Origin of the sequence: Streptomyces ochraceiscleroticus (genome assembly GCF_000720485.1) — a bacterium.
GTDB lineage: Bacteria > Actinomycetota > Actinomycetes > Streptomycetales > Streptomycetaceae > Streptomyces > Streptomyces ochraceiscleroticus.
Map to the genome: position 1 here is coordinate 90,701 of NZ_JOAX01000022.1, position 19,983 is coordinate 110,683.

The 19,983-nt window shown below is 70.2% G+C and carries 14 protein-coding genes; 10 read left to right on the forward strand and 4 right to left on the reverse strand.

The features are described from left to right. Nucleotides 1–11: 11 nt before the first annotated feature. Entirely contained in the window at nucleotides 12–692 is a 681-nt protein-coding gene (locus IG84_RS0125805) for a GntR family transcriptional regulator (protein WP_031061968.1), read from the forward strand. Here the strand turns inward: IG84_RS0125805 and IG84_RS0125810 are convergent. Continuing rightward, nucleotides 689–1,579 carry a LysR family transcriptional regulator gene (locus tag IG84_RS0125810; protein WP_031061971.1) on the reverse strand — a complete coding sequence of 297 codons (891 nt, stop codon included), beginning with the start codon at nucleotides 1,577–1,579 and terminating at the stop codon, nucleotides 689–691. The two genes, IG84_RS0125805 and IG84_RS0125810, sit on opposite strands and share 4 nt — an antisense overlap. Before the next feature lie 72 nt (nucleotides 1,580–1,651). Here IG84_RS0125810 and IG84_RS0125815 point away from each other — a divergent pair, with 72 nt between their 5' ends. Beyond that, nucleotides 1,652–2,044 carry a RidA family protein gene (locus IG84_RS0125815; RefSeq protein ID WP_031061972.1) on the forward strand — a complete coding sequence of 131 codons (393 nt, stop codon included), beginning with the start codon at nucleotides 1,652–1,654 and terminating at the stop codon, nucleotides 2,042–2,044. Between the two features lie 51 nt (nucleotides 2,045–2,095). Here the strand turns inward: IG84_RS0125815 and IG84_RS0125820 are convergent, their stop codons facing one another. Then, the gene (locus IG84_RS0125820) at nucleotides 2,096–3,508 is read right to left on the reverse strand and encodes an NAD-binding protein (RefSeq protein WP_245659610.1); all 1,413 of its coding nucleotides are present in this window, start codon (nucleotides 3,506–3,508) and stop codon (nucleotides 2,096–2,098) included. 583 nt (nucleotides 3,509–4,091) lie between these two features. On the opposite strand from IG84_RS0125820, the gene dctA reads away from it, so the two are divergent. The 7 genes from dctA to IG84_RS0125855 all read left to right on the forward strand — a co-directional run bounded on the left by dctA (nucleotide 4,092) and on the right by IG84_RS0125855 (nucleotide 15,569). Beyond that, on the forward strand, nucleotides 4,092–5,495 hold the full coding sequence (gene dctA / locus IG84_RS0125825) for a C4-dicarboxylate transporter DctA (protein WP_051862415.1): 1,404 nt from the start codon (nucleotides 4,092–4,094) through the stop codon (nucleotides 5,493–5,495). After that, nucleotides 5,492–6,661 (forward strand): glycerate kinase, encoded by a 1,170-nt coding sequence (locus tag IG84_RS0125830; protein WP_031061976.1) that lies wholly within the window; start codon nucleotides 5,492–5,494, stop codon nucleotides 6,659–6,661. Before dctA ends, IG84_RS0125830 begins: the two co-directional genes overlap by 4 nt. Nucleotides 6,662–6,705: 44 nt before the next feature. Next, complete coding sequence (locus IG84_RS0125835; RefSeq protein ID WP_031061980.1) at nucleotides 6,706–7,617, forward strand: LysR family transcriptional regulator; 912 nt, start codon at nucleotides 6,706–6,708, stop codon at nucleotides 7,615–7,617. 163 nt (nucleotides 7,618–7,780) lie between these two features. Further along, complete coding sequence (locus IG84_RS0125840; protein WP_031061983.1) at nucleotides 7,781–8,863, forward strand: tartrate dehydrogenase; 1,083 nt, start codon at nucleotides 7,781–7,783, stop codon at nucleotides 8,861–8,863. Nucleotides 8,864–9,157: 294 nt separating this feature from the next. Then, nucleotides 9,158–9,742, forward strand: a complete 585-nt coding sequence (locus IG84_RS41655; protein ID WP_169749900.1) for a hypothetical protein — start codon at nucleotides 9,158–9,160, stop codon at nucleotides 9,740–9,742. Nucleotides 9,743–9,836: 94 nt separating this feature from the next. Beyond that, nucleotides 9,837–14,477 carry a cation-translocating P-type ATPase gene (locus IG84_RS0125850; protein WP_031061989.1) on the forward strand — a complete coding sequence of 1,547 codons (4,641 nt, stop codon included), beginning with the start codon at nucleotides 9,837–9,839 and terminating at the stop codon, nucleotides 14,475–14,477. 150 nt (nucleotides 14,478–14,627) lie between these two features. Beyond that, nucleotides 14,628–15,569, forward strand: coding sequence for a squalene/phytoene synthase family protein (locus IG84_RS0125855; protein WP_157848944.1), 942 nt, complete (start codon nucleotides 14,628–14,630; stop codon nucleotides 15,567–15,569). Between the two features lie 82 nt (nucleotides 15,570–15,651). Here IG84_RS0125855 and IG84_RS0125860 read toward each other — a convergent pair whose 3' ends face one another. Beyond that, nucleotides 15,652–17,115: an aromatic amino acid ammonia-lyase gene (locus tag IG84_RS0125860; protein WP_031061995.1), complete on the reverse strand. Its 1,464-nt coding sequence runs from the start codon at nucleotides 17,113–17,115 to the stop codon at nucleotides 15,652–15,654. A 173-nt stretch (nucleotides 17,116–17,288) separates the two neighbouring features. On the opposite strand from IG84_RS0125860, the gene IG84_RS0125865 reads away from it, so the two are divergent. Next, complete coding sequence (locus IG84_RS0125865) at nucleotides 17,289–18,671, forward strand: MFS transporter (RefSeq protein ID WP_031061998.1); 1,383 nt, start codon at nucleotides 17,289–17,291, stop codon at nucleotides 18,669–18,671. Between the two features lie 88 nt (nucleotides 18,672–18,759). On the opposite strand, the gene IG84_RS0125870 is transcribed toward IG84_RS0125865, so the two are convergent. Then, complete coding sequence (locus IG84_RS0125870) at nucleotides 18,760–19,938, reverse strand: phytanoyl-CoA dioxygenase family protein (protein ID WP_031062002.1); 1,179 nt, start codon at nucleotides 19,936–19,938, stop codon at nucleotides 18,760–18,762. Nucleotides 19,939–19,983: the final 45 nt, after the last annotated feature.

Genomic DNA, 19,983 nt, shown 5'->3' on the forward strand with positions numbered 1-19,983 from the left:
GGGAAACGGCCGTGACCGTTCCGGCATTGCCGAACCTTGATCGATCGACGTTGCGCGAGCGCGCTCTGGTGGCGCTGCGCACCGCGATCACCACAGGTCAGTACCGTCCCGGCGACCACCTGGGCGAGGTCGAGATCGCCTCCAGCATGTCGGTCAGCCGTGGCACCGTGCGCGAGGCCCTGCGGCATCTGCAGCAGGAAGGGCTGGTCGTGGCCGGTGCCCGCGGCATGCTGCGGGTGCGCGTCCTGTCACCGCAGGAAGTGCGCGAGCTGTTCCAGGTGCGCGAAGCCCTCGAAGGGCTGGCCGTGGCGCAGGTCATCGCCGCCCCGGACCGTACGGCCGCGGTGGCGGCGCTCCGGGAAGCGTTGCATCGTCTGGACAAGGCTCTTGAGGTGCCGGGTGACCTCGAAGGCCAGGTGGAGGCCGACCTCGCCTTCCATCTCCTGCTGTGCGAGCTGTCGGGGAACTCGATGCTGGTGACGACGTGGCGTCACCTTGAGGGACCGACGCGCATTGTGGTGATGAGCGCCGCCGGCGAGCAACGCATGCTCACCATGTCCGCGGCCCATCACGCCCCCATCGTCGATGCCATCGAGCGCGGGGACACGGACGCCGCGGTGGCCATCCTGCACGAGCACATGAGCTCCGCCATTGCCAACCTGCAGGCTCCCGCCGGGGGAGACACCGACTAACGGCTCACCGTCGCCAGGAGCTGTGTGACCAGGGGATTCGAGTCGTACGTGCGCCAGGCGACGGCGACTCGTGTGCGGGCGCTGCCGGGCTCGATCCTGCGGAAGGCGACCCCTTTGAGGCGGACGCGGCGGATGCTTGCCGGCGCCAGCGAGACCCCCAGTTCGGCCTCCACCAGGGCGCAGACGGTCTGCCATTCCACCGCGTGTTGGGCGACCCGCGGCGTGAAGCCTGCCGCGGTGCACAGTCCGGTGATCCGGTCGTACAACTGCGGGCCGACCGCGCGGGGGAGGAGCACGAAGGGGGAGTCCGCCAACTGACGGACGTGGACGCTGCGTTGGGCGGCGAGAGGGTGCGTGGACGGCAACACGGCCACGAAGGGTTCGGTCAGCACGGTTCTGAAGTCGAGTTCCGTTGTGTCGGCGGGTGGCTCGCGCAGCAGACCGATGTCGATGGTGTTGTCATGCAGAGCGGCGAGCTGTGGCGCCGTGGTCATCTCGTGGATGTCCAGATGTACGTCGGGGAACCGCCCCCGGAAGGTGCGCAGCAGGCCGGGGAGGACGGTCAGAGCAAGGGAGGCGGCGAAGCCGATCCGCAGGCGTCCGGCCCGGCCACTGCCGACGGCCCGGGCCGCGGCCAGGCCGTCCGAGAGGGCGGCGATGGCTCGTTGGGCGGCGGGCAGGAGTTCTTCGCCTGCCGGGGTGAGGGCGATGGCTCCCGGCGCGCGGTGGAACAGCGCATGGCCGACCTTGTCCTCCAGGCGGCGGATCTGTTGGCTCAGCGGGGGCTGGGCGATGCCCAGGCGGGCGGCCGCGCGACCGAAGTGGAGCTCCTCGGCGAGCACAACGAAAGCGTGCAGCTGCGGAAGGGGAAGTTCGGGCCGGTCCATACGCCTAGAGATATCAGTCCATCCCGGTAGCTGTATTAGACGTATCGATGCCGGTCACTTAGCGTTCGGCGCATGACAGAGCGACGTGCGATCCTCAGCGGCTCGACGTTTGAGGAGCAGATCGGCTATGCCCGGGCCGTGGTCGACGGTGACTGGGTGCATGTGTCCGGGACGACCGGGTTCGACTACACCACCATGACGATCTCCGAGGACGTGGTGGAGCAGGCGGAGCAGTGCGTGCGCAACATCGAGGCCGCGCTGGCCGAGGCGAAGTGCACCCTCGCCGACGTGGTACGGGTGCGGTACCTGCTGCCCGACCGGGCGGACTTCGAGCCCTGCTGGCCGGTTCTGCGCCGCGCCTTCGGCGAGGTACGGCCGGCCGCCACGATGCTCGTGTGCGGCCTGGCCGACCCCCGTATGAAGATCGAGATCGAGGTGTACGCGCGGTCGACCGCCGCCGCGTAGCCGGTCAGCCCGTCGAGACCGTCGACCTACGCCACCGTCGTCACCATCGACCTACGCCACTGTCGACTTCGGCGGCCTCGGTCGGGCCCGGTCGGCGCTGTCCTCGGTCGCCTCGGCCGGCTGCTCATGGTCACGCGTGTCCTGACGTGTGTTCTGACTCGTGTCACGACGCGCGTCCCACGTGGCGAGGTCGACGACCTGGTCGTCCGGGAAGAGGGCGCAGGTACGGCCATCGGCCACGAACACACTGCGCGGCGCGGTGTCCAGCACGGACGCGGCGACGAACGTACCGACGATATGGGTGAAGTCGCAGACCGCGCCGATGCGGAACAGCGACCGGGATTCGGTGGTGACCTCGTCGCCCCCGGCGCGCAGGACGATGCGCTGATCGGCGGCGATGGCGCGGGTGGTGACGGCGACGGCGATGTTCTCCAGCCCGTCCGAGGCGACCGCGGCAAGTGCTCGTGCCCGCCGTACGGAGAGGCGCTCCAGCAGGAAGCGGTCGCCGCCGCGGCCGAGGATGACGGGGATGTCGCGCGCGCGGGCCAGCGGCAGGCAGGCGGCGTGGGGGTTGCGTTCCACGGCGACGACCTTGATGCCGAGGTCACGCAACTGGGCGGACAGGCGCAGGCCCACCTGGCCCAGGCCGACGACGATGACGTGGTCACGGCGCGGTATGGAGCGGGCTCCGAGGATGCTGGTCATCCGGTGTCCGGTGAACCGGTCGACCACGCTCGCGGTGAAGACGGCTGCCAGGACCAGGACGCCGAGCATGGAGACGGCGGAGAAGATCTTGTACCAGCCCGGGCCGTGCTCCGCGTGCGGTGAGGAGCCGACCGTGGTGAGCGTGCGGGCGGCATTCCACGTGGCATCGGGCCAGGGCTCGTGGAGTACGAGGACGCCGAGTGTGACGTCCACCGCCAGCGCCAGCAGCAGCGCGGTGAAACTCGCGACGAGCACCTTGGCGGACGTACCGAGGGAGCGGAACCAGGACGCCAGGGTGGAACGTGGCCGGTGGTTCGCGTGGGTGGTGAGGGTCCGCCTGGGCAGGTGCTCGATGGTGGTGGTGCCGCCTTCGCGGCGGACGCCGACGACCTCGTTGCCGAGGGGCTGGAGGATGGCGTATTGGGGCGCGAGGCAACTGGCCAGCAGGCTGGGCACGATGGCATCGGTCATGCTCAGCACGGTGCAGTTGGGAATGGTCCGGCTGACCTCGTCGGCGACGGTGCGGTCGAAGAGGGTCACCACCAGCCGGACGCCGGGCTTGAGGTGCTCGGCCAGCAGGGCATAGCGCAGGGCCACGATGTCATCGCGGGAGACGATGGCGATCGCGTCGACGGGGTGCTGCAGTCGCCGGCGCAGGGCGTCGTCGCCGGGGCGGGGCAGCCGGTACGCGGTGCCGCCCCAGCGCTCGACGCATGCGGCGGCCGAACGGCCCAGGGCCTCGTCGTCCTCAATGATCACAACGCGCTGCCCCGCCGTGGGGGCATGCAGGCGCGCGTCAGTAGGGGATGCTTGGGATATCTGTGAGCTCAACCCGTCGGCCTTTCTGCAACGTCGGGGCCCGAGCTGCCCCTTGACTTGGCGGGCCCGGCATTGCCTGGTCGAGGCGGGGTGCGGGATGTGGCACGGTCAGCTCGTCCGGCGCGCTGCCTCGCGATCACGTGCCAGAGGGTGCGGCACGGCCGAGGTGCTGAGCTGAAGCGTTCCTTTTGTAACACGCCCCCACGGGCAGCCGACTCCTCCGCCTGTCACAAATCTCCCGATGGGATTGGTACATATGTCGAATGCGCCTGGGCCGGGAAGATGCGGTTGACGCCCGAGCTGCATCCCATAGGCGGCGCTTATACAGGGCATCGATTTTTGGTCGTGGACCCGCTTCGTGTGACCCGGTTCACTGTGGCTGCCAATATGCGTGGCGCTGATCGGGCTCGGCGTCACGTGGGTTACGGCCTCACGTGACGGGCGCGCCTTACGCGGAGCCGCCGCGCGGCGAGTCTGTGCAACACGCCAGGCCGGACCCTCTTCGCGCCTGGAGGAGGTTGCAATGACGCAGACCCCAGCACCTGTCGCGGTGGGCGGCGGTAAGCCGTCGAAACCGTGGTGGCGACAGCTCTACGTACAGGTGCTCCTGGCGATCGTCATCGGGATCTTCCTGGGCTGGCGATGGCCGGATCTCGCCACCTCGATGGAGCCGATCGGGACCACATTCATCGCGGCGATGAAGATGCTGATCGGACCCATTGTGTTCCTGACCATCATCGGCGGCATCGCCGGCGTCGCGGATCTGAAGAAGGTCGGCCTGACCGGCATCAAGGCCCTCACCTACTTCCAGGTGGGCACGATCGTCGCGCTGCTGACCGGCCTGGTCGCCATCAACGTCTTCCGCCTCGGCGACGGGGTGCACGCCGACCCGTCCACGATCAGCACATCGGGCGAGGCCGACCAGTACATCAAGAGCGGCGAGCATCAGCACTGGTGGGAGTTCCTGACCAATCTGGTGCCGCACAGTTTCTTCGGCGCGTTCGTCGAGGGCGACATCCTGCAGGTCATCTTCCTTGCCGTGATCTTCGGTATCGCGCTCAAGAGCGTGGGCAAGATCGGTGAGCCGGTCATCGCGAGCGTGAACCGCCTGACCGAAGTGGTCTTCAAGGTGCTGGCCTTCATCATGAAGGCCGCCCCGCTGGGTGCGTTCGGCGCGATGTCCTACGCCATCGGTAAGTTCGGGATATCGACCCTGACCAGCCTCGGTTCGCTGATCGCGCTGTTCTACGTCACCTCGATCCTGTTTGTCGTCGTCGTGCTGGGAACGGTCCTGGCCGCCTTCGTGAAGCTGAACATCTTCCAGCTCTTCCGTTACTTCAAGGAAGAGTTCTTTCTCGTACTGGGCACCTCGACGGCCGAGCCCGCGTTGCCGGGCCTGATGCGCAAGCTGCAGTTCATGGGCGTGGAGAAGTCCACGGTCGGGCTCGTCGTGCCGACCGGCTACAGCTTCAACCTGGACGGCGCGGCCATTTACCTGTCCCTGGCGACGCTCTACATCGCGCAGGCCACGGACACACCGTTGTCGATCGGGCAGCAGTTGGGCCTGCTCGCGGTGATGCTGCTGACGTCGAAGGGGGCCGCGGGCGTGGCAGGCGGTGGTTTCATCGCGCTGACCGCGACGCTGTCGACGGTGGGTCATGTCCCGGCCGCCGGCATCATGCTCATCTTCGGCATCGACAAGTTCATGTCGGAATGCCGGGCGTTGGTGAATTTCTATGGCAACGCGGTTGCCACGTTGTTCATTGCCACATGGGAGAACGGTCTCGACTTGGCGCGGGCGCGCGCGGTGCTGGCCGGGCATGAGGTACTCCCATCTACCGACCCTGTCGACCCCGCCGACTCTGTCGATTCCGTGGATTCTGTCGCCGCGGGCGGCCGTCCGGGGGCGAAGGTGGCGCCGCGATGACTTCTGTGCTGATCGCCCCGGACAAGTTCAAGGGCTCTCTCACCGCCGACGAGGTCGCCACTGCGCTGGAAGCGGGCCTGCTCTCCCAGGCCCCTGGCACGCATGTCCGCCGGCTGCCGCTCGCGGATGGTGGCGAGGGAAGTGTGGCGGCTGCCCGCGCTGCCGGGTTCATCACTCGCCACGTAACGGTCACCGGCCCTACGGGGCAGCCCGTCACCGCTGCCCTGGGATTCCGCGGCGGCACCGTGGTGATCGAAGCCGCGCAGATCTGCGGCCTGGGTGTACTGCCGGAGGAACGTAAGGCACCGTTGACCGCCACCAGCTACGGGCTGGGCGAGGCCATACGGTATGCAATAGCCGGGAAACTGAATGCGGGCACGGGCACGGGTACGACCCCGGACACCATCGTGCTCGCCCTCGGTGGCGTGGCCACCACCGACGGAGGCGCCGGAATGCTGCAGGCGCTCGGTGCGTACCTGCACCGAGCCGGCGGGGAGCCCGTCGGCCGCGGCGGTGCCGGCCTGGGCGAACTCGCCACTGCCGACCTCGCGCCCGCAGTGCGGGCCCTCACCGGTACGGAGCTGGTGATCACCACCGATGTGGACAACCGACTGCTCGGCCCTCGCGGAGCCGCAGCTGTCTACGGTCCGCAAAAGGGCGCGAACGATGCCGACGTACGCCTGCTGGACGACTGCCTCGACCGGTTCGTACGAGTACTGGAGCAGTGCGGCACCCCGCACTCCCGGGAGGCCGCCGCCGCACCCGGCTCCGGCGCCGCCGGCGGCCTGGGCTACGCCGCTCGGCTCCTCGGCGGCCGTGTCCGCTCCGGAGCCGACTACTTCCTGACCCTGCTCGGCGCGGACCGGCTGCTGGACCGCAGCGACTTCGTCATCACCGGCGAGGGCAGCCTCGACGAGCAGTCGCTGTCGGGCAAACTGCCGGTCGCCCTCGCCCGGCGAGCCCAGCGGCGCGGCGTCCCCGTCCATGCCGTGGCCGGCCGCTGCACCCTGCCGGACTCCCGGACGCACCCCTACTTCCGCTCCGTCCAGGCCCTGGCCGACCTGACCGACGAGGATTCCGCACACGACAGTGCCCTCTCCGCCCGGTTGCTCAGCAGTTGCGGGCAGATGATCGCAGACCGGTGGATCGGCGGTACGGATCGATAGGCTGCGCCTGTCGAATCGAACGTGATGACGGTGGCGGAGGGGTCATGGACGCCAGGCAGCTCGAATACTTCCTCGCCATCGTCGAGCACGGCGGCTTCAGCAAGGCCGCCGCGGCGTTGCATGTGGCCCAGCCGTCCCTCTCCCAGGCGATGGCCAATCTGGAGGCGGACCTCGGAGTCGCGCTCTTCCACCGGGTGGGCCGTGGCGTCGTCCTCAGCGAGGCGGGTGCCGAACTGCTCGCGCCCAGCCGTCGAGTACTGCGTGACATGACGGCCGTGCGGGACACGGCCGCCTCGCTGTCCGGACTGCACCGGGGCACGGTGGAAGTGGCGTCCATGCCCTCTCCGGGCATCGAACCGCTGAGCACCCTCATCCACCGTTTCGCCGAACTGCACCCGGGCGTGACGGTGAGTACGCAGGCCGCTTTCACCCCCGAGGAGGTCGTGTCCCTGGTACGCAGCGGTGCCTGCGAGCTCGGCCTCCTGGGGTCGGCCGAACCCGTCACAGCGGCCGGCGTGGAAGTCCTGCCCGTCGAGGAACAGCCGTTCGTCGTCGTTGCCGCACCGGGCGGCACGGTACGGGACGATGTGGCGATCCGCCCGGGCGACCTGGCCGGGCACAAACTCATCGCCTCCCGTCCCGGCAGCCTGATGCGCAGCATCGTCGACGACATCACCGCCGGTGGCACCGGCACCGAAATCGTCACGGTCGTCGACCACCGGACCTCCATCCTTCCCCTCGTACTGACCGGGGTCGGCGTCGCCGTGCTGCCTTCGTCGTGGACGCGGCTGGCGCGACGCTGCGGAGCGGTCGTCGCACCGATCGAGAACACCGCCTACCTCCACGTCGCCATGATCAGCCTGCCGGCCCACCTCACCCCCGGAGCACGGTCGTTCCTGAAACTGGCGCACTCCTTCGCTCGTCGGCAAACGCGAACCGCCACCACCACGACCTGAGGCCCCTTCTACCTAACTCATCGTCAGCTCCTATCGGTCATATCGGAAGCAGGTCTTGGACGGGTCCCCGCCCCTCTGTGTTGACTCAACAACCAGAAAGCAACCGTCCAAGGACCGGTCCAGGAACCTCCAAGGACCCGTCCAGCTTGCGCAGGAGGCCCCCGTGACCCAGCCCCGCACTTTCCGTATCGCCGCCATTCCCGCCGACGGTGTGGGCGCCGAGGTCGTGGCCGCGGGCCGTACCGTTCTGGACGCCCTGGCCGAGGACTCCCGCGGCGCCTTCTCCTTCGACTGGGAGGAGTTCCCCTGGGGCTGCGACTACTACGCCAAGACCGGCAAGATGATCGACGACGACGGTCTCGACCGGCTCAAGGACTTCGACGCGATCTACTTCGGCGCGGTCGGCTGGCCCAACGTGCCCGACCACATCAGCCTGTGGGGCCTGCGCCTGAAGATCTGCCAGTCCTTCGACCAGTGGGCCAACATCCGCCCGGTGCACTTCCTGCCCGGTGTCCAGAGCCCCCTGCGCAAGGCCGACGACACCGAACTCGACTGGGTCGTCGTACGCGAGAACAGCGAGGGCGAGTACGCGGGACTCGGCGGCCGGAACCTCTCAGGGCGTGGCCCCGGAGGCGAAGTCGCCCTCCAGTCCGCCCTGTTCACCGAAGTCGGCTGCGAGCGCATCATGCGCTTCGCCTTCGACCTCGCCCGTACCCGCGCCCGGTGCAAGGTCTCCAGCGTCACCAAGAGCAACGCCCAGCAGTACGGCATGGTCCTCTGGGACGATGTGTTCAAGCGCGTCGCGCAGGACTACCCGGACGTGGAAACCGAGAGCGTACTCGTCGATGCGATGTCGGCGAAGTTCGTCCTGAAGCCCGAAGACCTCTCCGTCGTCGTCGCCTCCAACCTCAACGCCGACATCCTCTCCGACCTCGGCAGCGCACTCGCCGGCAGCCTCGGTCTCGCGGCCAGCGCGAACCTGAACCCGGAGCGCCGCTTCCCCAGCATGTTCGAGCCCGTACACGGCTCCGCCCCCGATATCGCAGGCCAGGGTCTCGCCAACCCCATCGGAGCCGTGGGCAGCGCCGCCCTCATGCTCGACCACTTCGGCCTGCCCGAGCAGGCCGCGCGGCTGCACAAGGCAATCCAGGCCACCACCGCCGCCGGCGTCCTCACCCGCGATGTCGGTGGCACCGCTACCACCGAAGAGGTCACCAAGGCCCTCATCGCCCATTTGGCCGACTAGAGGCCACCTCCGGGCGACTACGGAAGCGGCCGGCCGCGACGCCTCGCCCGTGCCGCCCGCCGCCACGGGACGGCCTCCCACTGCTGACGACAACGGCCTGCGATGCCCGGCATCGCGGGTCGCCGCCTCAGTGGTCCGCCGGTGGGAATCGGCAAGCCGGCGAGTGCGTATGCCGCTGATTTCCACCCTCATGGGGGAGATGTGTGATTAGCCGGTGGTCTTTGGGGAACCAGGAGGCAGGCAAAGGCCGACATCGGCAGTCATGCAGATACGTCATGCACGTACGGAGGCGGTATGAACGAGGAGCATTCGTCGTTTGCAAGCAGGCTTCCGGGACCACTGCGGGCGATCACGCCGGACCTGCGGCAGGTGCCCGGTGTGAAAGAGGTGTCGAAGGCGGCCGACAGCGCGCTGAACGCGGTGGGCATTGTGTCCCCGCACGGGCGACGCATCGCGGCGTATACCGGTGCGGGGTTGCTCGGCGTGGCCGGACTCGTCGAATGGCCGATCGCGGTGGCCGGTGCGGCTGCCGTGTGGCTGACACAGCCCCGCCCCGAAGAGGACGGACACCGCGACGGCAGCTCTGGGCAGCACACGCCGGCTACCAAGGCACAGGCGAAGAGCCCGGCAAAGAGCTCGCCGAAGAGCCCCGCAAAGGCCCCGGCCAAAACGGCGGCCAAGAGCCAGAGCCAGACAAAGAGCCGGACGAAGACGCAGAGCCAGTCCCCGAGCCAGTCTCCGAGCAAGGCCAAGGCCAAGCCCACGACCAAGTCCACGGCCAAGGACACGGGGAAGGCGACGACGAGCGGAGGACGCTCGCGTACCGCATCGGGTACGAAGGCGACGAAGCGGCAGCCGGCGCGGGCAACGGCTTCCTGACAGTGGATCTTTTCCAGGGGGCGGTCGGCGGCACGGCGTCCGCCCCTCGGGAGACGGGTGCCCGTGCGCGTTGGACGTTTGATGAGGGTGGGACATGGTTCTGGGGCTGCTGACCCGCTTGCCCGCGGCCGGATGGGGCGCAGCCCTGTCCGCGCCCGGCTACGTCGCCCGTGGGCTGGAGGCCGCGCCGCGCCACGTCGCCCGTGGGCTGGAGGCGTGCGCCACGGTGGCCGGAGAGGCCATTGACATCGGCTGGCGTGCCGCGTCGGACGGCGCGGCGGCGGTGGCCGACACCACGGTCCACGTGGCTCATGTGGCGCGCAACGCGATGCCGGGCGGAATGGAGGAATGGCGGGCCGGCACCCGGGTGCACCTCGCGTTGCAACCGTCCTCCGACACCGACGACGCCCGGGTACGGCGTGCGGGCGGGGTGGAAGCGGTGGCCCAGAAAGTGGCCACCGCTCTCGCGGAGCGCCCGGACGTACTGCTCGCCTACTGGGACGGCGGCCTGGCGCGGCTGGTGGTCACCGCCTCACAGGAGGCGGCCACCGACCGTGTGGTGAAGAAGGCCAATGACCTGGCCGAACGGTACGGGCTGACGCATGCGCCCCTGCACGAGTTCGCGCACCCGGAGGGCACCACGGCGGTGCGGGTCGCCGCGACGGCGCTGGCGCTGGACGCCGTCGGCGTGGCGGCGGCGACGGCAGCGCGCGCGTGGCGCGTGCCGCGCTCGTCCAGGGTGGTGACGGCGGGTGTGACGCTGCTGCGGGAGAACCCGCGCTTCCGGGCGCTGCTGAAGAACCGGCTCGGTGCGGCGGGAGCGGACCTGGCGCTCGCCGCGGCGAACGCCGCGGTGCATGGCGCGGGACAGTCCCCCACCTCGTTGGTACTGGACGGACTGCTGCGCGCGGGGCAGCTCGTGGAGAGCGTGGCACGGGCGGCCGTCTTCGACGCCACCCACGACAGGGTGTGCACGCCGGAACGGTGCAGCATGACGAAGCGGGAGGTCGCCCGGCCGCCGTTGCGTCCGACTCCGGCGCAGGAGTACGCGGCCCATGCCGCCACCGGCAGCATGCTGGGCGCCGCCGCGACGCTGCTGCTCAGGCGGAATCTCAACGAGGCGGCGGAGGCGGTGCTGTCGGGCTCCCCGAAGGCCGCCCGGTACGGCCCGGTGGCCTTCTCCACGGCCCTGGGCAGCGCCCTCGCGCGCTCGGGAGTCCTGGTCCGCGACCCCGAGCGGCTGAAACAACTGCAACTGGTGGACACGGTGGTGCTGCACCCCAGCGCGCTGCGCGGCAACAGGCGGACGCTCTGCGAGGTGCATCCCAGTGCGGAGGACTGGGACCGCGACCGGCTGTGGCGGGCCGCGGCCGAGGCCCTGAGCCCGAATGAGAGCGGCGACGCCCCTGGAGTGGAGTTGCGTCCCGTACCGGGCCAGCCCTCGGCCGAGACGGGCATGATGATCGCCTCGGCCGGCGGGCGGGACGTCGGTACGGTCACGATCGGCTGGGAACTCGACCCGCTGACCGAAGCCGTACTGGACGCGGCCCGGCAGGCGGACCAGTACACCATCGTGGTGGACGACCCGGCGCTGGCCGACTTCGCGGCCCTGGCCGACGAGGTCGTCTCCGCCGAACGCCCGCTGGCGGACCACGTACGGGGCCGCCAGGCCGACGGGCACGCGGTCCTGACCGTCGCGCGAGTACCGGCCCCACACGACGCGACCGACGCGCAGACGCACGCGGCGGAGCACCCGGAGGACGAAGAACTGCTGTCCGGGCTGCTGGGCAGCGATGTGGCGGTGGCCCTCACCGACGATGACAGCGCAGTCGTGTGGGACGCGGACGTGCTGGCTTTTGGCGGTCTGAAGGATGTGTGGCGGCTGCTGGTGGCCGTCCCCGCGGCACGGTCCGTGGGCCGGCAGTCGATGGTCCTCGCCCGGGCGGGCGCGGCACTGTCCGGTCTGCTGGTCGCCACCGGCGCCCAACGGCGCGGACTGGCCTTCCTCACCGGCTCGCAGCACGCCCCGGTCAACGCCGCGGCGATGGGAGCACTCCTGGCGGGGTGGCGGTCGGCCGTCGGCGTGGCCGCCGCATCGGCCCCGCAGCCCCGGCCCCGCGTATCGTGGCACGCCCTGGAACCCGACGAGGCGGTGGCCCGGCTGGAGAACAGCCGCCCCGGCCCGCCCACGCCCCTGGCCGGTGCGGTGACGTCGACCCGGGCCGTGGCCGCACGGGTGACGGGCCATCCCGTCCTCGCGCCCGCCCGCTGGTCGGTACGGCTCGCCAACGCGGTACGCGCCGAACTGGACGACCCCCTCACCCCCGTTCTCGCCGTCGGCGCGGCGGCCTCCGCCATCGTGGGATCGGCCGTCGACGCGACCCTCGTCGTCGGGGCGATGGGCATGAACGCACTCGTCGGCGGCGTACAGCGGCAACGCGCCGAACAGGCCCTGACCGCGCTGGCCAGGGGCCAGAAGCAGAAGGCCCGCCGCGCCGAGAGCCGCGCTGACGATGCGTCGGCCACGACTGACGTGGTGTCGACCACGGTGGATGCGGCACGGCTGGTCCCGGGCGATGTGATCAAACTGGACGTGGGCGACGTCGTCCCCGCTGATGCGCGCCTGCTGGCGCTGAACGGTCTGGAGGTCGACGAGTCCTCGCTGACGGGCGAGTCCCTCCCCACCACCAAACAGCTCAGCGCGACCCCGCAGGCAGCCATTCCCGACCGCCGGTGCATGGTCTTCGAGGGCACCACCGTGGTCGCAGGGCAGGCCACCGCCGTAGTGGTGGACACGGGGGAGCACACCGAAGCCGGCCGGGCCGTCACGCTCGCCTCCCGCACCCCGCCGGCCGCCGGCGTCCAGGGCCGCCTGCAGGAACTCACCCGCAAGGCACTCCCACTCACCTTCGCGGGCGGGGCCGCGGTCGCCGGGCTCTCCCTGCTCAGGGGCCGGCCGATCCGCCAGGCCATCGGGGGAGGCGTGGCCGTCGCGGTCGCGGCCGTCCCCGAGGGGCTTCCCCTCGTGGCCACGGTGGCGCAGTTGGCGGCCGCCCGCCGGCTCTCCCGCCGCGGCATTCTGGTACGTACTCCCCGCGCCCTGGAGGCCCTCGGCCGGGTGGACACGGTGTGTTTCGACAAGACCGGCACACTGACCGAGAACCGGCTGCGCGCGGTCCGTGTCGCCACCGCCGACGGAAACGTCTGCCGGCCGCACGACGAGGAAGCGGTTGACGTCCTGCGGCTGGCGGGGCGCGCCTGCCCGCAGGAAACCGAGGACACCGCGGGGAAGCAGGCGCACGCCACCGACGAAGCGGTCCTGGCCGCCGCCCCTGCCGACCCCGAGTGGACCGCCACGGCCGGCCTGCCCTTCGAAGCCAGCCGCGGCTACACGGCCGCCATCGGCGAGACCAGCAGCGGGAGTTGGCTCGTGGTCAAGGGAGCGCCCGAAACCGTACTGGATGCCTGCGAGAGCCTCCCGGTGGAGGCGGCGGAATGGGCCCAGTCCCTCGCCAGTGAAGGACTGCGCGTACTCGCTGTCGCCGCTCGCTCCCTCGCCACTGCCCACGACGCCGACGCACTCGTCAACGCACCCCTGGAAAAGCTGGAGTTCGCGGGATTCGTGGCACTCGCCGACGCTCCGCGTCCGGGTTCGGCTCCCATGATTCAAGGGCTGGGGGAGGCCGGGGCGAAGCCGGTCATGCTGACCGGTGACCATCCCCATACGGCTCGCGCGGTCGCCGTGGCGCTGGGCTGGCCGGAGGACACCAAGGTGGTCACCGGCGAAGAGCTCGCGGCCTCGGACCGGGCGGGCAGTGCCCGTCTCCTGCGCGACGCAGGGGTCGTCGCCCGCGTTGCTCCCGAGCAGAAGCTCCAGGTGGTCGAGGCGTTGCGGGCCGCGGGCAAGGTAGTGGCGATGGTCGGGGACGGCGCCAACGACGCCGCGGCCATCCGGGCCGCCCATGTCGGTGTCGGTCTCGCCGCGCGTGGCTCGGCTGCCGCCCGTAACGCCGCCGACCTCGTCCTCACCGAACCGGACCTCTCCGTGCTGGTCGACGCCATCACGGAGGGACGGGCACTGTGGCGCAGCGTCGCGGACGCCATCAGCATCCTGATCGGAGGCAACGCCGGTGAGGTCGGTTTCACCGTGCTCGGCACCCTGTTCTCCGGAGTGTCACCGCTGTCCACCCGGCAACTGCTGCTCGTCAACCTGCTGACGGACATGTTCCCCGCGATGGCGGTGGCCGTCACGCCCTCGGACGTCCAGAACACCGAGGCTTCGGAGTCCGCCACTGGGGGCAGCGCACCGGTCGGTACCAGCGCGCTGGGAGCTCCGCTGTTGCGCCAGATCCGTCAGCGGGGCGTGGTGACCGCACTGGGTGCCACTGTTGCCTGGCTGATCGGCCGCTTCACCCCCGGTACCGCGCGCCGTACCAGCACCATGGCCCTGTGCGGTGTCGTCGGCGCCCAGCTCACCCAAACCCTGACCGGCCGCCATCGCAGCCCGCTGCTGTGGGCGACCACCCTGGGCTCCGCCGCCGCCCTGCTGGCCATTGTGCAGACACCCGGTCTCAGCCACTTCTTCGGCTGCACCCCACTGGGGCCCGTGGCTCTGGCGGGCGTGGCCGCCGCCATCGCGACCAGCATCGCAGGGCCGCGCGTCATGCCGCCCCTCGAACGGCTCCTCACCCGTATCCAGAGCCAACTGCGCCCGACGACCCCCGCGCCGGCGTAGCCCCCGCACCGCTGGAGCCCCTGCACCGCAACGCCGCTGCGCCCTTTCTCCCCGACACCGGTAGTCTCGGCGTCTTGTCTGTGACTCATGGTGTTCTTGATCCGGAGGGTATGCGTGCGAGTGTGGCGACGTTGTATGGACGCGGCCGAGGTGCGAGGGAGTGAAGCGCGCGCCGACTATGTGAAGGTCGCGCAGTTCATGCAACGCAGGGAGCCGGCCGGCTACGCGGCGGTGCGGCTGCTGACGCCTCCGCACTTCCAGCCCCATGTGCTGGCCGGTTACGCGTTCGCCTCGTTCACCGACGACCTCTGCGACCAGGGCACGGTGCCGGAGCGCATACGGCGCTTCGACGCCTGGGCAGGCCAGATCCGGGCAGCGCTGGATTCCGGTACCGCTCGGCACCCACTCCTGCGCGCGTTTCTCTACACATCCTCACTGCGTGACCTGCCCCGCCACTGGATCGAGTCCTACTTGGAGGGAGCGCGGATCGACCTGGACTTCCCGGGTTTCGCCACGGAGGCCGACTACCAGGCGTACGTGGACCAGCTCACCTGGCCCTTCCTCATGATCACGACGGGGCTGGCGCAGCAGGGCGGCGGCAGCCCGGAATTCGCGCAGAGCTGCCGGCTGGTCGCCGACGCGGGCCAGCGCACCGACATCCTGACGGACCTGGCCGAGGACCTGCGGGACGGGCGCCTCTACCTGCCTCTCGACGCACTCGAGCACCACGGCGTCGACCGTGCCGACCTCGTTGCGGGGCGAGACGCCCCCGGCGTCCGAGCGCTGCTCTCCGACGCCGCCGGCAAGGCCCACGGCACGCTCCGCGAGGCGACCCGACTGCTGGACGAACTCCCCGATGAGTACGGCCCGTTGATGCGCTTCGTACTGAACCTGCACCACCAGCGCCTGGAGACGGTGGTCACCATGGGAGCCGCCGTCACCCGACGGCCGGCCCGGGACAATCCACTGACCTGCCTCCGCCTGCTGGCCAGGGCACGCCGACCCCGTAACGACCGGCGGCCCACGCCACAGTCACAGCCACAGTCGACGGGCAGCGCGACAGGTGACGATGGCGAGCGCATCGCGGCCTGACCGTCACGCCCGCGACCTCTGAGTACGGCTGGGCGCCCGCGTGTTGGCTGTTCCATTGCCGCCGACACCCTCTGCCCTGTGGTCAACTCGTATGCGAGCGGTCCGCGAACTCCTCGATCACCGCCTCGGCCCGTTCGATCTCGTCGCTCAGCGGGTGGTCCTCCGCCACGTACGGCAGCCGTTCGGCGGCCACGGCGAAGGCATCGGTCACCGGGGCCGGTGGAAGGTCGGCACCGGACATCCGCAACGCCCTTACCGCGCCGATGAGTTCGCAGGCCAGGACGGTCCGATAGGCCGATACCGCCGAGGCGGTGCTGCGGGCGGCCTGAGTGGAGAAGCTGGCGTGGTCCTCCAGGCCGCGCGAGATCACCGCGGTGCCGAGGGTGACCGGCGCCGCGGCGTGCCGGAGCTGGCCGAGCGCGTCGTGTGCCACGTACTCCAGGATCATGATGCCGGAGCTGCCCGCCGGGCCGGCCGCAAGGAACGGCGGCAGGCCGGTGAGGTCCGGCTCGACCAGGTCGCTCAGGCGTGCCGCCGACAGTTCCGCGGCGTGGTGCAGCGCCGCGCGCAGGCCGTCCAGGGCGAGGGCGAGGTAGGCGGTGGAGAACTGGCCGTGGTGGTACACCTGCTCGCCGTCGATGTCGATCAGCGGGTTCTCGGCCGCGGCGTTGATGTCGATGGCGAGGATGCGTTCCAGCGCGTCGCCCGCGTCCAGTGCGGGCCCGTGCACCTGCGGAAAGGCCCGCAGCCCGAAGGGATCCTGCAGCCGCCGCCCGGCAGGCGGATCGTCATCGAGGCGGAGCAGGCGTCGCATCTCGGCGGCGCAGTGCAGCGACCCGTGGTGCGGCCGCGCGGTATGTACCGCTTCGGAGAACGCCTCCGGCGAGCCGCGCAGCGCGCAGTAGGACAGCGCGGTGATCACATGGCTCGCCCGCAGCAGCCGCCGCAGCTCGTGCCAGGCCAGCACCGACTCCGCGAGCGTGACGGCGTTGCTGGAGATGAACGCGAGGGCGTCGCCCGGGCTGACCGGCACCGGGGCCAGGCCCTTGCCGGTCCAGGGCCGCTCGCCGGCGAGCGTCAGGGCGATCTCGGCGAGTGCGGTGAGATCGCCGGTGCCGATGGCGCCGCGGGCGTGCACCGAGGGCAGGGCATCCTCGCGCAGTGCGGACTCCAGGGCGCGCAGCAGCCGCGGGTGCACACCGCTGCCCGCCGCGGCCAGTTGGTTGAGGCGGATCACCAGGGCACCGCGGACGACGTCGTCGGGGAGTGGATCGCCGCTGCCGCCCGCGTGACTGCGCAGCAGCCGCAGTCCGTGCTGGTCGACGGCGTCCGGAGCGACGACGGCGTGACGGTTGGCGCCGACGCCGGTGGTGCGCCCGTACACCGCGCGTTTCGCACCGCTGTCCCGGGCGATTTCGTACGCCCGCCCGGCGCGCTTGAGTGCCTCGTCGTCCAGGTCCACCGTCGCGCCGCGGCGGGCGGCACGGACGACGTCGGCACAGCGCAGGTTCGTGCCGGTGATGCGGATCGGAGTGCTGTCAGTCATGAATCTCCCTCTTGACAGAGAACTATTCATCTCACAGGCTGCATGAAACCTTCCATTCTTCAACTTGGCAAGAGCAGTTGATGCAGGTGGCGCCTAGTAGCCTGCGCCCTCCTCCCCGCCTGACACCGTCGACAGGCGCGGCATTCCCCTCTGATCGGAGAGCTTGTCGAGCTATGCCAGAAGACCGGACCCCTCCTCCTCCCGCTTCCCCTCCCGCCGATACCGCGACGGCCGTACGCCCGCCCGGCGACGCCCGCTCGGACACCTTCGACGACGTACCGCTCAACCGCTTCCACCTCAAGATCACCGCACTGACCTTCGGGGCGAACTTCTCCGACGGTTACCAACTGGGCATCATCGGCATCGCGCTCACCGCGATAGCCCCGCAGATGCATCTCGACTCCTGGTGGCAGGGGCTGATGGGCGCCTCGGCGCTCATCGGGGTCTTCGCCGGCAGCATTGTGATCGGCTGGGCCGCCGACCGGATCGGCCGGCAGCGGCTCTACATGCTCGACTTCTTGCTGATCGCCGTTGCGTCCGTCCTGCAGTTCTTCGTCAACGGCCCGGTCGAACTGCTCGTCCTGCGGCTCCTGATCGGGTTCGGCATCGGTGCCGACTACGCGCTCGGCCCCACCCTCGTCGCCGAATTCGTGCCCCGCCGTTACCGCGGCGGCTTGCTGGCCTCGCTGACCTGCCTGTGGACCGTCGGCTACATCGCCGCGTTCTTCTTCGGCACCTACCTGATCGGTCTCGGCGGCGACTCCTGGCGCTGGCTGCTCGCCAGCAGCGCACTGCCGGCGATCGCGGTCCTGCTGCTGCGGATCGGTACGCCCGAATCGCCGCGCTGGCTGCTCAGCAAGGGGCGGACCGCCGAGGCCCGGCAGGTGGTCGCCCGCTTCATCGGCAGCCACGTCGACTTCGACACCTTCGCGGCACAGCAGCACGCGACCCGGCGCGCGGCGTCCTACCGAGAGCTGTTCGGCGCCGAGCACTGGCGTAACACCGCGTTCGGGATGATCTTCTACAACTGCCAGGTCATCCCGTACTTCGCGATCTACACCTTCCTCCCGCTGGTACTGGTCAAGATCCAGCTCGGCGGCGGGGACTTTCTGAGCGAGGCCCTGCTCAATGCGTTCCTGCTGCTGGGCGGGATCGCCGGACTGTGGTTCGTGGCCAAGCTGACCCGGCGGCGGCTCACCATCGGCTCGTTCGTCGTACTCGCACTGTCCCTGGCGCCGATGGGCCTCTGGCCGGACGCCCCGGCCATGGTGCTGTTCCCGCTGTTCCTCGTCTTCACCTTCACCATGTCGGCAGCGACCAACCTCGATCAGGTCTACCCGCCCGAGCTGTTCCCCACTGAACTGCGCAGCTCCGGGGTCGGCCTGCTGAACGGGGTGAGCCGCATCGGCTCCGCCGTCGGCACCTTCCTGCTGCCGGTCAGCCTCGGCTCCCTCGGCTTCGCCCCGACCATGGTGGCCCTCACCGTCATCCTGGTGATCGGCGCGGCCGTCTCCGCCTTGTGGGCCCCGGAGACGAGCGGGGCAGCACTGGACTGACGTACTGGCACTCCTCGCGCGCGGGTGCCTTGCCCGTACTGGCGAAGGCACCCGCGCGCGGGAGACGTGGTGGATCGCGGGCGTGTGATCAGCTCTGGCGGCGCTTCGCGCCGGCCCGCAGTTCCTGGCGCAGCCGGTCCGGGGCCCACCCCTCGGTGACGGCCTGCCACAAGGTGTCCGCCTGGGAGGGCGGGGCGAGACCGTCGACCGGCGGGTCGAGGTCCAGGTTGGTGGGGAAGGGGTATCCCTCGGCGCTCGCGGCGACCACATTGCGCAGCCAGTCTTCGCCGACCCCCTCGGCCTTGCGGCGCAGCAGTACGGGGTAGACGGCGTTGACTATCGCATCCCGGTCGACGGTCTCCATCGCGCGGCCGAAGGCGGAGGAGATCTGCAGCAGGTTGGCCATGCGTGTGATGTCAGTGGAGCGGTTGTGTCCGGCGGCGTGGAAGAGAGCGGGGTTGAAGAACACCGCGTCGCCCTTGGCCAGCGGGAGCTGAATGTGGTGTTCGTTGAAGTACGCGATGAACTCGGGGCGGCGCCAGGCCAGGTACCCGGGCTCGTACTTCTGCGAGTGCGGCAGGTAGAGCGTCGGCCCGGACTCCACCGGCATGTCGCAGTGGGCCACCGCGCCCTGCAGGGTCAGGACGGGGGAGAGGCGGTGGACGTGGGCCGGGTATGCCGCGGCCTGCTCTTGGGAGAGGAAGCCGAGGTGGTAGTCGCGGTGCGCCTGCTGGGCCGTGCCGCCCGGGTTGACCACGTTGATCTGGGAGGTGACCTGGTACGCGGGGCCGAGCCAGGCTTCGGCGATCAGGGCCGGCATGTCGTTGGCGTAGTAGTCGGCGAACGCCTCCGGCTGCCGCACTGCCATCTTCTCCAGCGCGTTCCAGACCCGGTCGTTGGCACCGGGCTTGGCGAAGTGGTCACCGCGGGACGCGCCCGTCACACGCTCCTCCTCGATCAGTGCGGTGAAGGCGTCGGACGCCCGGTCCACGACGGCCAGGTCGGTGAACGCCCGCTTGAGGACGACGATGCCGGGACCGTCCAGCAGGGCCCGTACCAGCTCGCTCTGCGTACTCCGGCGCCCCTCCGGGGTGCCGGCCAGCTCGCGCAGCCGCTCACTGTCGTAGACGGGGACGTTCTGCTCGACCCGCTCGGCAGAGGGGTGCTCGCGGGGGTCGGTGCGCTGCCCGACCAGCGACCGGAACTCATCGAGGGAGCAGTCGTCCGCCCTCAGCCACGTCCGTGATTCCGCATCGGTGAAGGACACCCCGGATCCTTTCGCCGTACTCGTCGCCGTATGTGTCGCCGTTCT